The 14,126-nt window shown below is 40.8% G+C and carries 12 protein-coding genes; 6 read left to right on the forward strand and 6 right to left on the reverse strand.

Going from position 1 to position 14,126, the window contains the following annotated elements; all coding sequences use genetic code 11:
- The first annotated feature begins 61 nt into the window (after positions 1–61).
- Both prpF and D9K81_RS02230 read left to right on the forward strand, forming a co-directional pair.
- Positions 62–1,258: a 2-methylaconitate cis-trans isomerase PrpF gene (gene prpF / locus D9K81_RS02225; protein ID WP_120373856.1), complete on the forward strand. Its 1,197-nt coding sequence runs from the start codon at positions 62–64 to the stop codon at positions 1,256–1,258.
- A gap of 346 nt (positions 1,259–1,604) precedes the next feature.
- Positions 1,605–2,516 (forward strand): polyprenyl synthetase family protein, encoded by a 912-nt coding sequence (locus D9K81_RS02230; RefSeq protein ID WP_120373965.1) that lies wholly within the window; start codon positions 1,605–1,607, stop codon positions 2,514–2,516.
- Between the two features lie 100 nt (positions 2,517–2,616).
- Here the strand turns inward: D9K81_RS02230 and putP are convergent, their stop codons facing one another.
- The 5 genes from putP to D9K81_RS02255 all read right to left on the reverse strand — a co-directional run bounded on the left by putP (position 2,617) and on the right by D9K81_RS02255 (position 7,509).
- Positions 2,617–4,107, reverse strand: a complete 1,491-nt coding sequence (gene putP / locus D9K81_RS02235; RefSeq protein WP_120373855.1) for a sodium/proline symporter PutP — start codon at positions 4,105–4,107, stop codon at positions 2,617–2,619.
- Positions 4,108–4,324: 217 nt separating this feature from the next.
- Positions 4,325–5,179, reverse strand: coding sequence for an SPFH domain-containing protein (locus D9K81_RS02240; RefSeq protein WP_120373854.1), 855 nt, complete (start codon positions 5,177–5,179; stop codon positions 4,325–4,327).
- 15 nt (positions 5,180–5,194) lie between these two features.
- Positions 5,195–5,662 (reverse strand): NfeD family protein, encoded by a 468-nt coding sequence (locus tag D9K81_RS02245; protein WP_120373853.1) that lies wholly within the window; start codon positions 5,660–5,662, stop codon positions 5,195–5,197.
- A gap of 219 nt (positions 5,663–5,881) precedes the next feature.
- Positions 5,882–6,799, reverse strand: coding sequence for a patatin-like phospholipase family protein (locus D9K81_RS02250; RefSeq protein ID WP_120373852.1), 918 nt, complete (start codon positions 6,797–6,799; stop codon positions 5,882–5,884).
- Between the two features lie 83 nt (positions 6,800–6,882).
- Positions 6,883–7,509 (reverse strand): 1-acyl-sn-glycerol-3-phosphate acyltransferase, encoded by a 627-nt coding sequence (locus D9K81_RS02255; RefSeq protein WP_120373964.1) that lies wholly within the window; start codon positions 7,507–7,509, stop codon positions 6,883–6,885.
- 139 nt (positions 7,510–7,648) lie between these two features.
- On the opposite strand from D9K81_RS02255, the gene D9K81_RS02260 reads away from it, so the two are divergent.
- The 4 genes from D9K81_RS02260 to D9K81_RS02275 all read left to right on the forward strand — a co-directional run bounded on the left by D9K81_RS02260 (position 7,649) and on the right by D9K81_RS02275 (position 12,764).
- Positions 7,649–8,902: an MFS transporter gene (locus D9K81_RS02260; protein WP_120373963.1), complete on the forward strand. Its 1,254-nt coding sequence runs from the start codon at positions 7,649–7,651 to the stop codon at positions 8,900–8,902.
- 174 nt (positions 8,903–9,076) lie between these two features.
- On the forward strand, positions 9,077–10,738 hold the full coding sequence (locus tag D9K81_RS02265) for a phosphoethanolamine transferase (protein ID WP_120373851.1): 1,662 nt from the start codon (positions 9,077–9,079) through the stop codon (positions 10,736–10,738).
- Positions 10,739–10,751: 13 nt separating this feature from the next.
- Positions 10,752–11,426, forward strand: coding sequence for a response regulator transcription factor (locus D9K81_RS02270; protein ID WP_120373850.1), 675 nt, complete (start codon positions 10,752–10,754; stop codon positions 11,424–11,426).
- Positions 11,427–12,764 (forward strand): sensor histidine kinase, encoded by a 1,338-nt coding sequence (locus D9K81_RS02275; RefSeq protein WP_120373849.1) that lies wholly within the window; start codon positions 11,427–11,429, stop codon positions 12,762–12,764.
- A gap of 499 nt (positions 12,765–13,263) precedes the next feature.
- Here the strand turns inward: D9K81_RS02275 and D9K81_RS02280 are convergent, their stop codons facing one another.
- Entirely contained in the window at positions 13,264–13,971 is a 708-nt protein-coding gene (locus tag D9K81_RS02280) for a phosphatase PAP2 family protein (RefSeq protein WP_120373848.1), read from the reverse strand.
- Between the last annotated feature and the right edge of the window lie 155 nt (positions 13,972–14,126).

Raw genomic sequence — 14,126 nt, forward strand, 5'->3', positions numbered from 1 at the left:
TTAGTGCTCAAATAGCGCTATTTGACTTAGTACAATGATAACTATGAAGGACTGAATAAAAATGAGTTATGCACCGCAAATCCGTATTCCTGCAACTTATATGCGTGGTGGGACCAGTAAAGGTGTATTTTTTAAGCAAGATGACTTGCCAGAGGCTGCACAACACGCAGGATATATTCGAGATCAAATTCTATTACGTGTGATTGGCAGTCCAGATCCATACGCTAAACAAATTGATGGTATGGGCGGTGCAACTTCAAGTACCAGTAAAACGGTAATTTTATCTAAAAGTACACAACCAGATCATGATGTTGATTATTTATTCGGTCAGGTAGCTATTGATAAAGCTTTCGTCGATTGGAGTGGCAACTGCGGTAATTTAACTGCAGCTGTGGGGGCGTTTGCTATTTCAAATGGTTTGGTAGATAGCACACGTATTCCAAACGAGGGCATCTGTACAGTTCGGATTTGGCAGGCCAATATTCAAAAAACCATTATTGCGCATGTGCCTATGCTAAATGGTCAAGTACAAGAGTCTGGGGACTTTGAGCTTGATGGCGTGACTTTTCCAGCGGCGGAAGTGCAAATCGAATTTTTAGACCCAGCAGATGAGGGTGAAGACGGTGGCGCTATGTTTCCCACGGGTAATGTCGTAGATGAATTTGAAGTTCCAGAAATTGGTACTTTTGAAGCGACATTTATAAATGCAGGTATTCCGACGATTTTTATGAAAGCTGAAGCTCTGGGTTATATTGGCACTGAATTACAGGACGATATTAACGGTGATGCGGTCGCACTGGCTAAGTTTGAAAAAATCCGTGCGTATGGTGCCAAATTCATGGGCTTAATACAGGATGTATCAGAAGCAGCACAGCGTCAGCATACTCCTAAAATAGCTTTTGTTTCTGAGCCTAAAGCTTATGTGTCTTCGAGTGGTAAACAGCTTGAAACTGGTGACACAGATTTATTGGTTCGTGCTCTTTCGATGGGTAAATTGCACCATGCCATGATGGGAACAGCTGCTGTTGCAATTGGTACGGCAGCGGCTGTGCCAGGTACGTTGGTCAATTTGGCTGCTGGTGGTGGTGAGCGTGAGGCAGTACGTTTTGGTCATCCGTCAGGCACACTCCGTGTAGGTGCTCAGGCAGAGTTGGTTGAAGGCCAATGGATAGTTAAAAAAGCGGTAATGAGCCGTAGTGCTCGCGTACTTATGGAAGGTTGGGTTCGTATTCCTGCAGAAACCATCGCTGAAGTGTAAGCCATATTGTGCTATTGATATGTAAAAGCCTCTATATGCCATCATATAGAGGCTTTTTTAATGCATCGATGGCGTAATTTACCTACAGCTTGAATACACAAATTCTGTTCTTTGGTACAGAAAATGGGATGTAGAAGCGTATATTTTTAGCTCTCATGCTTTGAATGATTAAAATTGCTTTGCCCATTTATAGCCAAAGGACGATTTAGTCGAAAGAAATAGCAGGGCAGATAGAGAATAACGCCAGAAAGCAGTATGATGCAGGCAACCAGATGCAATGCTTTAGTGCGACTACGTGCTGAACAGCATTTTAAAATAAAAGCTTAATCAGGTAATCGAGGTGAATGTGTCAACCTTAACTGACATTTCTGTGCATGCACTGAGCGAAGCACAGCAGCGTATTCAGCAGGATTTGTTAACAGCCTTAGATGCTTTTGCAATTCCAGAACCCTTAAAAAGTGCAGTACACCATACAGTAATGCTGGGTGGTAAACGTGTACGCCCAGCGCTTTGTTATGCAACAGCTGCAATTCATCCTAATGCGAATGCTGCAGCGGTACGTCGTGCTGCCGTTGCAATTGAATTTATTCATTGCTATTCATTGGCACATGATGATTTGCCTTGCATGGACAATGACCTGTTACGTCGTGGTCAACCGACGTGCCATGTAGCTTATGGCGAAGATACCGCATTGTTAGCGGGGGATATTTTACAATCAATGGCTTATGAGATTTTAGGAAGTCGTTTGTTTGATCAAGGTACAGCAGTTGAAGCCAGTATTGTGTTAAAACAAATGCAAATTCTTGCAACCGCTTCATCTAAAATGGTGAATGGACAGGTGCTCGATTTACAGGCTGAAGGTAAGCATGTCGATCAAAAGGCTTTGGAAAATATTCATACCAATAAAACGGGTGCACTTATTTCGGCAGCAGTTTTGATGGCGGCAGTCACTATTTTTGAAGGTACAGATATCGCTATTCCAAAGTTACGTGAATTTGCCCAAGTCATTGGCTTAGCATTTCAAGTTCAGGACGATATTTTAGATATTACTTCAGACACCGCAATGTTAGGTAAAACTGCTGGTAAAGATCAGCAAGTGGATAAATCGACCTATCCAGCATTGATGGGACTTGAAGCAGCACAGGCTTATGCATTGGAACTACATCATCAAGCTATGAATGCCTTAGCGCATTTTGATGAATCACAAGTTGCAGAACTCACAAAAATTACTCAATTTTTACTGACACGAAAAGCTTAAGTCAGCGTATTTTAATTCAATACAGCTTGGCCTAAATGGCAATAAAAAAGAGGACATCATGTCCTCTTTTTTATTGCACTACTTAAATTAAAGCAAATGCTTAGACGCTATCTTTATACAATTGATCGGCTTTTTCAAAACGATCAGTTACATCTTTAGATGGTGCTTTGCCCATTAAGCTCACCACGACAATCACAATGAGTGAACAAATGAAGCCTGGCACAATTTCGTATAGGCCTGTATCGCCCCATACATTTTTCCACACAATGACCATAACGGCACCGACCACCATACCTGCAAGTGCACCATTTAAAGTCATGCGTTTCCAGAACAATGATAAAATAATCAGTGGCCCGAATGCCGCACCAAAACCTGCCCATGCGTATGCGACTAAGCCTAATACTTTAGATTCAGGGTTGCCCGCCATATAAATAGCCAATAGGGCAATCGCAAGTACCATCAAACGTCCAATCCAAACTAATTCTTTTTGAGAAGCATCTTTACGTAAGAATGCTTTATAAAAGTCTTCAGTTAAAGTACTTGAACATACCAATAGTTGACAACTTAATGTACTCATTACCGCGGCTAAAATAGCTGCTAATACAATTCCGGCAACCCAAGGATTGAACAGAATTTTAGTGAGTTCCATAAACACAGTTTCAGGGTTAGCATTTACTACTGCAGCCAATTCAGGATGCTGTTGGAAATAAGCAATACCGAAGAAACCAGCAGCAACTGCACCACCAAGGCATAAAATCATCCATGTCATACCAATACGGCGTGCATTTGGAATTGATTTTACAGAGTCTGCCGCCATAAAGCGCACAAGAATATGTGGTTGCCCAAAATAGCCTAAGCCCCAGGCTAATAACGAAATAATGGCAACAAAACTTAAATTGCCCCAGATGTCTGTTGCATGAGGTCGAGCAGCATCAAGTGCGATACTAATTTGGCTCAAGTCTGAGAATGATAAAATTACAACCAATGGCGTAAGCAAAAGGGCAAAAATCATCAGTCCAGCTTGAATGGTATCGGTCCAGCTCACAGCAAGGAAACCACCAATAAATACATAACTGATGGTTGCAACAGCGCTAATCCATAAGGCTGTGCTATAAGAAATACCAAACATGCTTTCAAATAATCGAGCACCTGCCACCATGCCTGAAGCACAGTAAATGGCGAAGAAAATTAAAATGACAAAGGCAGAGACAATACGCAAAATCTTCTTTTGGTCATTAAAGCGATTAGAGAAATAATCTGGCAAGGTGAGGGCATTGTGCTGAACTTCTGTATGTACACGTAAGCGACCAGCCACTAAAAGCCAGTTCAGCCAAGCACCAATAATGAGACCAATGGCAATCCACATTTCAGAAAGGCCAGAAAGATAAATTGCGCCTGGTAGACCCATGAGTAGCCAACCACTCATGTCCGATGCACCCGCAGATAGTGCTGTGACAAAACTGCCTAAACGACGGCCACCTAAAATATAATCTGAGAAATTGCTGGTCGCACGATAAGCCATAAGGCCAATCGCAATCATGGCGACAATATAAAAGAGAAACGTGATTAAGGTGGGGTCGAGGGAGCTCATACGATATCCGTTTTTGAGTTGCGCAGTGCTTGGGGGATGAAATACAAATAGGTAATTTCACAAATCAAAAAGCATTGAGTTGTGATGAACCCAGATAAATAATTTCAAAAATAATGTGAAATTTAACCATAAATTCACAAAACATACAGAAATTTATAGTCAGAAATAAAAATAGACAGCATGAAAGCTGTCTATTGGATTAAAAACATTCAAAGTTTTATTGGCCACGCCCCATGATGCCACGAATAGTACTCATGACGTCCGCAGGTAAAACAACGGTTTTGGCATTATTCGATTTCGCCATATCTTGCATGGCTTTCACGTATTGTTCACCCAATAAATAAGCCACAGGAATTTCTTTTTCACCCACAGCCGAAGTGACTAATTCAATGGCTGTTTGCGATGCTTGCGCCAAGACCACTTGAGCTTCTGCATCACGGCGTGAGGCTTCTAAACGGCCATCAGCCTCTAAAATAGCTGCTTGCTTTTCACCATCTGCTTTGGTCACAGTCGCACGACGTTGACGCTCAGCGGCTGCTTGTTCTTCCATCGCGGCTTGCATGGTATGTGATGGCTTAATATCTTGAATTTCAACTGTTTTAAGGGTAATGCCCCAATCTGCAATATCATCGGAGATACTGGCTTTTAAGCGAGCTTTAATATGATCACGTGAAGATAGTGCATCATCTAAATCCATTTCACCGACAATAGAACGAAGTGACGTTTGTACGAGGTTTTGAATTGCCCATGAATAATTTTCAATACCATAAACTGCATTCACTGGCGTTGTAATATTAATATAAGCCACGGCATTCATAACTAGAACAGCGTTATCTCGGGTAATCACTTCTTGAGAAGGAATATCCAATACGATGTCTTTGGTGGTGACTTTATAGGCAACTTCATCAATATAGGGAATAACAAAGTTAAGTCCCGGTTCAAGTACAGTATGGTATTTACCTAAACGCTGTACGATCCATTTATAGCCTTGAGGGACAATACGGACACCTTTAAAAATCGTAATGGCAACAAAGGCCAAAAAGGCTAAAACAACAATAGTAGCTCCGCTCATTCAAATACTCTCTTATTAGTTGTCGTTATAACTGTGCGCTTGCACGATCAAATCATTCCCCATAATGTCAATGACACGTACACGGTCACCGACTTGAACCTCAGAGTGAGATCGGCATATCCATTCAGCATTGCCCAATACAGGAATTGGAAAGCGTACTTTGATTTGTCCTAATTCAAGATTGGTTTGAATGACCATGCCAACTTGACCAACGGTTGCTTCACGAGAAAGCCCAGCTTTGGTTTTGTCTTTTGATAGCGGTTTAATAAATTTAAACCATGCAATGGTACAAATGATGGAGAGAATGATCCAAGTGACCAGTTGAGTTGTGGTGCTCAACATTGGAAAAAGAAAATATAAAATTCCCACCATGATGGCGCCAATACCAAACCAAAGGGCGGCGAAAGCTGGCAGGATTAATTCTGAAATGATCAGTAGAAAGCCTAAAACAAACCAGTGCCAAGGTTCTAAAACAAATTCCATACCGCTACTCGTGTCGTTGTCAAAGATCGTGGGTGTGTATTCATATCAATGTAGCAGATGAATAAGTTTTTGAGTATGAATAAAATTTATTTTTGTATTTCTATAGCGTGATTAGATTTTGAACTTTGCTACATATTATGCAGGCTTATTGTATGTGGCGTGAGGGCTATACCACAGAAGCAGATGTATGAAATCAGCTCTGTGGTTATAGTTTAACGCTTAGATTTTAGCCACGGGCGCAGGTTTCAGGGCTGCAGGTGAAGCTTTAAAATCGCTAATCAATTTTTGAATTGATCGAATTTTTAATTGTGTGGCTTTTTCACCCTCCAAAATAGTTTCGTTGCTGGCTTTTAAGTCCAAAGTTCCAATGTGACCGACTTTAGGCTGAATCACAATATTGGCCTGTTGAAGTTCTTCATTAATACTTTGCTGTCCCATAATGTTAATGGTTTGATCCAGCACACCAAACATATTCATGGCTTTACTGCCATCAGGACGAGCTGAAATATCCACTGCAATGACAATATCGGCTCCCATATTTTTTGCAGTTTTGACTGGAATAGGGCTAACCAAACCGCCATCAACATATTTTTGTCCGCCAATGAGGGCAGGTACAAATACATTTGGAATACTACATGAGGCACGGACAGCTTGACCTGCATTGCCTTTAATAAACTCAGCTTTACGGCCAGTATCTAAACGTGTAGCAACGGCCGCAAAGCGAATAGGGAATTGTTCAATTGGTTTATTGGCCACGTTTTTGTTCACGTAGTCTTGTAGCTTTTGACCCAATAAGAAGCCTTGGCGGTTGAGCGTCAGGTCACGAATATCAGATTCTTTAAAGCCAAGTGCAATTTGTTGTAATTGATATGGGCTTTTGCCACTGGCATAGAGGCTACCCACAAAGCTACCTGCACTGGTACCTGTTACGATTTTGGGTTTAATGCCATGGGATTCGAGTACTTTAAGTACCCCAATATGCGCAAAACCTTTGGCACCGCCACCACCTAGAGCAACAGCAATCACTGGCTCACGTGCTTTGAGTGGTGTAGTTTGAACGGGTGTTTGTGTGGCTTTGTCACAGCCAGCGAAACTAAGCGCTAAAACGCTCAGTAGGGAATATTTTAGTAGTTTCATTATATGGAACAATCAAGGAAAGTTTAGCAAAGTCGCATCAGTATCGAGCTGTTTGATATCTCATCAAAAAATACGGCATTTTGCTAGGGCTTTTTCCAATGCTTTTGTAACGGTTTGGCTAACCAGTCTGGATTTTTAGGTGAAAAATGGCCTTCGTAGCATTGCAAAATTTCAGCTAAATCATGCTCAAAATCGCCTGTGGTATGAAAAGCACCTAAGCATCGGATGGCTTTGTTTTCATAATCAAAGGCAAACATCACTATAGGAATCTGTGCTTCATGCGCGATGTAATAAAAGCCACTACGGATTTTATCTGCACACTTTCTGGTGCCTTCAGGCGCCATAGCGATCCAAATTTTTTCTTGTGCTTGAATAATCTCAACAATTTGTTGGGTGAGCCCACTGGCCTGTTGACGTTCCACTGGAATCACACCAATCCAGTCTAAAAGCGGTTTAAGAGGTGTTTTGAATAAAGTGTTTTTACCAAACACCGTGACCCGAATTCCTAAACCCAGTAAAGCTAAAAAGGCATACCATGCATCAAGATTTGAGGTATGCGGGGAAACAATGGCCATGGCTTTGGGAAAGTTGGGAAACTCTCCTGTAAAGCGCCAGCCTTGTGCCAAAAACAAGCGTTTAAAGACAGATTGACTCCATGCAGTACCGCGTGAGGGCACACGATAAGGTAAATGAGGAAAGTCTTGGGTCATACAAGTCATGCACTTTTGCTTCGTGATCAGGTTAATATAGGCGCTGTAAATAAGAACTGCATTGGCAAAAATGAGCAGTTCAACCTCATGTAAAACAACCACATTGGCCAATGAAATAAGGGAGGATTCGATGCTTCAAATGCGGAACATTTATGTACTGTTGTTTTCTCTCTATTGGGCTCAAGGTTTACCTGTTGGGTTTATGACCCATGCATTGCCTGTAATACTCCGTGCTCAGGGTGTGTCCTTGGCGCATATCGGGGGCTTTGGCCTATTAATGTTGCCTTGGTCGATTAAGGTGTTTTGGGCACCTTGGATTGATCGAATTGGGCATCGGCGTCATGGGCATTATCGCTCATGGATTTTACCTTTGCAGGGCATGAGCATTGCTATTTTAATCCTACTATCATTTATGCCTATACAGGCTTTGAATCAGCCTTTATACCTCATGGCGCTATTTGTGGCTCTCCTGAGTATGAATATGGTGGGTGCTACGCAAGATGTGGCAACAGATGGTTTGGCGGTGAGTTTGCTGAAATCAGAGCAACAGCACTGGGGCAATATGTTTCAAGTGGTTGGTTCGCGTTTGGGTTTTATTGTAGGTGGTGGCGCCATACTGTGGGCTTTAGATTGGTTTGATTGGCAAAGCACCTTTTTAGCTTTGGCCTTCTTGGTTTTTTTAAATAGTTTACCCATTTTATTTTATAAAGAGCCTGTACGTCAGCTTGGTTCTTCCTCTACACAAAAAGGTTTTTACTGGCAGTCTGTGCGTGGTTATTTAACTTATTTTGTAACTCAGCCACACATGTGGTGGTGGCTGATGGTGTTACTGAGTTTTAAAATAGCAGATGGTTTAGCAGGACCATTACTCAAACCTTTAATGGTCGATATGGGTTTAAGTTATAGCCAAATTGGCATTTATGTCACCATGCTAGGAGCGATGGCGGCTCTCATTGGGGCAGGGATAGCAGGCTATATACTCAAATATGTGGGGCGTTTTCATGCTTTATGGGTATTTTCAGCACTTAAAGTATTGAGTTTGGGTGCTTATGCATGGCTGGCATGGCAGTACCAATCTCAGGTGCAGGTTCATCCTTGGGTGATTTATACCATTAATGCTGTAGAAGATATGCTTGCGTCCATGCTGTTGGTTGTGATGCTTACCCTGGTGATGCAATATAGCCGTAAAAGTATGGCTGGAACTGACTTTACTTTTCAGGTGAGTGTTATGGGGACAGTCAGCGGTGGTTTATATATTGTGAGTGGCATGATTGCAGATCAGTTGGGTTATGCGGTGTATTTAAGTTTGATTTGTGGGGTCGCATTATTCAGTATGATTCCGATGTTTATATGGCACAAAGAAAGCCAAAAAATAGCATTTAAGATTAAATAAGATTTGCTTGGGAACTAGTTGTTTTTAGGCTGTATTTTTGAATAGTAATTATTTTTAAATCATTGAAAACATAATTTAAATAGTACATTTAAGAAAAAATTAAGCTTGTTAAGTATCGATTAAGTTAGGGCCATTAATTTAGTTTCATTCGTAAAGTATTTGAAGAAATTTTGCATGTTTGAATCACTGAAAAGAAAATGGCAAACATTCACTACAATGCCAGTTTCACGTTTTAATTTGTGGGTTAGTGTATGGTTGGCACTGGCGCTCAATCTTGGGTTCTATCAAAAATTGCATCAACTTACGCCGTATCAGGGGATGAAGTCGTGGCTGTTTTTGATCGCATCTATATTGGTTGTAACAGCACTGTATAACATCTTATTGCAACTGTTACAGTGGCGTTGGACGGCAAAACCAGTTGCATTAATTTTGCTGTTTATTGGTGGTTTTAGTGCGTATTTTGTGACCAGTTTGGGCGTCGTTATTTCGCCAGATCAAATTCAAAATGCCATGCAAACAGATCCGCAAGAAGTTAGAGGCTTAATGTCAGTACGCTTGCTGTTCTGGAGTATTTTCATGGTGGCATTACCTATGTTGGTTGCTGCATGTATCCCTTTAAAAACTGAAACGACGGGCAAGATATTCATCCATAAAGGCATTCATTTGATTGCATCTTTTGCGGTTCTTGCAGCAATGCTCTTTGTATTTTATGTTGATTATGCGGCTATTTTTCGTCAAAACCGTGATTTAAAAGGCATGATCTCTCCTCAAAATGCCATTGCAGCAGGTTTTTCCTATTTTAAACACCAAGCTCCAAAGGAAAATTTGCCTTTGATCAAATATGGTGAAGATGCTCATTTGGTCGAAAAAACTGCACAAGGTAAAAAGCCAAAACTTATGGTGCTGGTAGTGGGTGAAACAGCACGTGCTGAGAGTTTTTCTTTAAATGGTTATGCCAAAAATACCAATCCTGAGCTGGCTAAATTAGATGTGATGAACTTCAGTCAGGTGAGTTCATGTGGTACAGCCACAGCGGTTTCTGTTCCTTGTATGTTCTCTGGCATGCCTCGTAGCGACTATGATGAAAAGTTGGCAAACCACCGCGAAGGTTTATTGGATATTGCACAACGTGCTGGCTATAAAGTGACATGGATTGATAATAACTCAGGCTGTAAAGGCACCTGTACCCGTGTTGAGCAAGTTGAGATTTCACCTGAACTGAAGAAAAAATGGTGTACACCAGAAGGCGATTGCTATGACCAGATTTTGGTAGAGGCGCTGAATCAATATATCGAAAACATTCCAGCGGATGACCAAACCCCGCGCTTGATTGTATTACACCAAGTTGGGAGTCATGGACCTGCATACTACGCACGTTCTACACCAGAATTCCAAAAGTTCAAACCGACTTGCGATACCAATGCAATTCAGGGCTGTACACAAGAGGCTTTAATCAATAGTTATGACAACAGTATTGTATATACCGACCATATATTGAGTGAAGTGATTCAGTCACTCAAAGCCAATAACAAGTATCAAACAGGTTTCTGGTATTTATCTGACCATGGTGAATCGACAGGAGAATACGGGATGTATTTACATGGTGCACCTTATGCAATGGCACCTTCGCAACAGACCCATGTGCCTATGATTATGTGGTTTTCACCCGAATGGAAAGCCAATCAAGCAGCCACTGTGTCTTGTTTAAACCAACAAAAATCACAAACATTGAGCCAAGATAATTTATTCCCAAGTCTGTTAAGTATATTGGGTGTACAAACTCAAGTGATTGATGTAAAAAATGATATGCTACAAAATTGTAAGCCTGCTGCTTAAGTGAGTTGATGCCATGACTAAAATTTTAATCATTGAAGATGACTTTATGATTGCTGAGTCTACTCAGACCTTGTTGAAGTATCAGGGATTTGAAGTAGAGTGGGTGAACAACGGCATTGATGGCTTAAAACTATTGCAGCAAAGTGAATTTGACGCCGTATTGCTAGATTTGGGTTTGCCTTTAATGGATGGCATGCAAGTGTTAAAGCAGATTCGCCAAATTCAGCCGACTTTACCCGTATTGATCATTTCAGCACGTGATCAATTACAGCAGCGTGTAGATGGCTTAAATCAGGGCGCGGATGATTATTTGATTAAACCTTATGAGTTTGATGAACTCATTGCACGTATTCATGCATTGTTACGCCGTAGTGGTAAAGAGCAACAGGCAAATCAGCAACATATTCTAACTTATGGTGAGTTGGTGCTAGATGTCGAACAGCATTTGGCTAAATACAAAGGTCAGTATATTGATCTATCAAATCGTGAATGGGCTATTTTGATTCCACTGGTCACACATCCCAACAAGATTTTTTCTAAAACCAATTTAGAAGACAAGTTGTATGATTTTGACAGTGAAATTAGCAGTAATACCATTGAGGTCTATGTGCATCACTTAAGAAACAAATTAGGCAAAGATTTTATTCGTACCATTCGTGGTTTGGGTTATCGCTTAGGACAACTCTAAATGGTGTTTAGTGCACACAGCTTTTCAAACTCATTAAAGACCAAACTCATTCTTTATATGTCTTTTTTCAGCTTAATTGTAGGCTGTGTGCTCATGATGTCGGCGTATAAAATTTCTTTGGAAGAAACCAATGAAATTTTAGATCAGCAAATGAAGAATTTGGCAGAACGTGTGGTTCGACATGGTCTAGAGCCAACCAAAAATGATTTTGAGCCGTCACAGCGCTATGCGGAACAAGACTTATTTGTAGATGTATGGTCTTACAATAATGATTTAAAAAATCAAAAACATAGCTCAATTTTATTACATTCTGTACCCAAAGCAGGTTTTTATCGCCACAAGAACGCAGATGATGTTTGGTATACCTATGTGTTGCCTCAAAAAGATTATCAGGTTCAGGTGAGTCAGCAGCAGTCTGTACGCCAAGATCTCGCTTTAGAATTAGCGGGTAGCATGTTCATTCCATATTTGGTGCTCATGCCCTTTGTTATTTGGGGATTGAGCTGGATGATTAGTCGCATCTTACAACCCCTTGATGACTTTAAGGCCGAATTGGCACAGCGTAACTCCAAAGATTTACAGCCGATTTTGGCACGTGATTATCCAGTTGAAATTATTCCCACCATTGAAGAAATGAACCATCTGTTTGAGCGTATTAGTTTGTCTCAGCAAGAACAGCGCCAATTTATTGCAGATGCTGCCCATGAACTTCGTACACCTATTACGGCATTAAGTTTACAAATGCAGGTGCTACTGCAAGAGTTTCCAGATCATGCCGACTTGCAACGCTTAAACTTAGGCTTAGTACGAATTCAGCATTTAGTCACGCAGTTATTAAACTTAGCGAAACAAGATGCCTCCATAGAACATCTGGAACATTTACATGATTTTGATGTTTCACGCACTGCGGTTAATTGTGTAGAACAACTGATTCATTTAGCGATGCAGAAAAACTTGGACTTAGGCATGGAGCGTAGTGAATCGATTAAACTGCACAGTCAAGAGTCTGCTGTACATTCCATTGTGTATAACTTAATTGATAATGCCATTAAATATACGCCAGAGAATGGCGTGATTAATGTCTCTGTATTTCAGCAAGCTGAGTATGCAGTCATTGTGGTGGAAGATAGTGGCCCTGGCATTGATCCGCAATTGCATGAACATATTTTAAAGCGCTTCTATCGCGTGCATCATCATCAAGAAGTGGGCAGTGGTTTGGGACTTTCTATTGTCGATAAAGCCGTACACCGGATTCATGGTCAATTAAGTTTTGGACAGAGTGATAGCTTAGGTGGACTTAAAGTCACTATTACATTGCCATTGGTGCATTCAGCATAAAATGGCTATTTTCGCTTAATGGTGTAATGCTCACCTAGCTTAGGTATGAATTATTCGACTCAGGCATGTATTCATACTTTGTATAAAGTAGTGTGAGATCCAATCACAATCCAAAAGCCTATGCATCCGCATGGGCTTTTTTCGGGTATATATCAGCATAATATTATGAGCTGTATATTTCTTATGATTAGCAATGACTCAAGAGAGCTGTCCTGAGTATATTCTCAGCGGTATGTATGGTTGCTGTCAGATGTAGAGCATATATATTGGATGACGGTTGAGTCGCACTTTTTATAAAAAGCCGATTCAGTTTCAGTCGCTACGATTTTCTTGTGGAATATTGATCATCACGGATGAGGGATTGTGCAGTAATGAATGTGTATGAGCTATATGCTTAGATGCACTCAGTGAAAGGATCATTCTGCAATTAAGTCTAGGTATATATCTTAAACTGCTATGCAGATGACTATTGACTATGGCTACAGCATTTTTATTTTGATTAAAGCACCACTTGGGGTTCATGGTGCTCTAAAAACACGGATTGTTTTTTACGTAAATAGAAAATGACGTAGCACATAATGTTAATACATGCGCAGATCCACAAGGTCCATAAATTATGACTCATGAAGTGTGCACCACGCATCATTTGCGCCCAACCCATGCTCATGCCTAAAACCAGCCCAGCCACTAAATAAAAATAAGCGCGTTTAGGCTGCGTAATATGGTAAAGGAAATATCCCGTGATAAAAGAAAAGCCGAGTGAGGCATGGCCACCTGGGAAGCAATGGCCAGACATTGCGGAAAAGTCCCAAAAGAAACCGTCTGTATCTGGAATGGTCATAGACCAAGGGCAGGCATGGCTAGATTGTGATTTTAAGATGCTCACCACAATGGTGCAGAGCATGGAGACCCAAAAGAAATACCCAAGTTCCGTACGGCGTGGTTTTAAACGCTCTACTTTAAACGATGCCACCCATGCAAAGAACATGATGACATAAACGGCAATGAGCAGGTCTTTGACATATTTATGATTTAATTTGGCTAAGTACCAATTATCTCTTAATAAAAACTGACCGGACTCACTAATCCAAGGATGTATCAAACTTAAATCAAGATCGCCACCTACAGGAATCACAGTTTGTAGTAAACCGAAACTGATGAATAAGATTCCAATATGGAAGAGAATGAATTTGGGGTGATTTTGCATACTTTGCTAATGAGTGTTCCTTTTTAGCTATTAATGCAAAAACAGCTTAATTAAAACTTAAAGCATGTCTTTTTTAGTCAGATCTTTAGTGATCACGATGCAATGCTTAGCAGAGAACAAGCAAAAGGCTTGTGTATGTGTATGCTACATTGCCT

It is taken from the genome of Acinetobacter chengduensis (assembly GCF_003664645.1).
Lineage (GTDB): Bacteria > Pseudomonadota > Gammaproteobacteria > Pseudomonadales > Moraxellaceae > Acinetobacter > Acinetobacter chengduensis.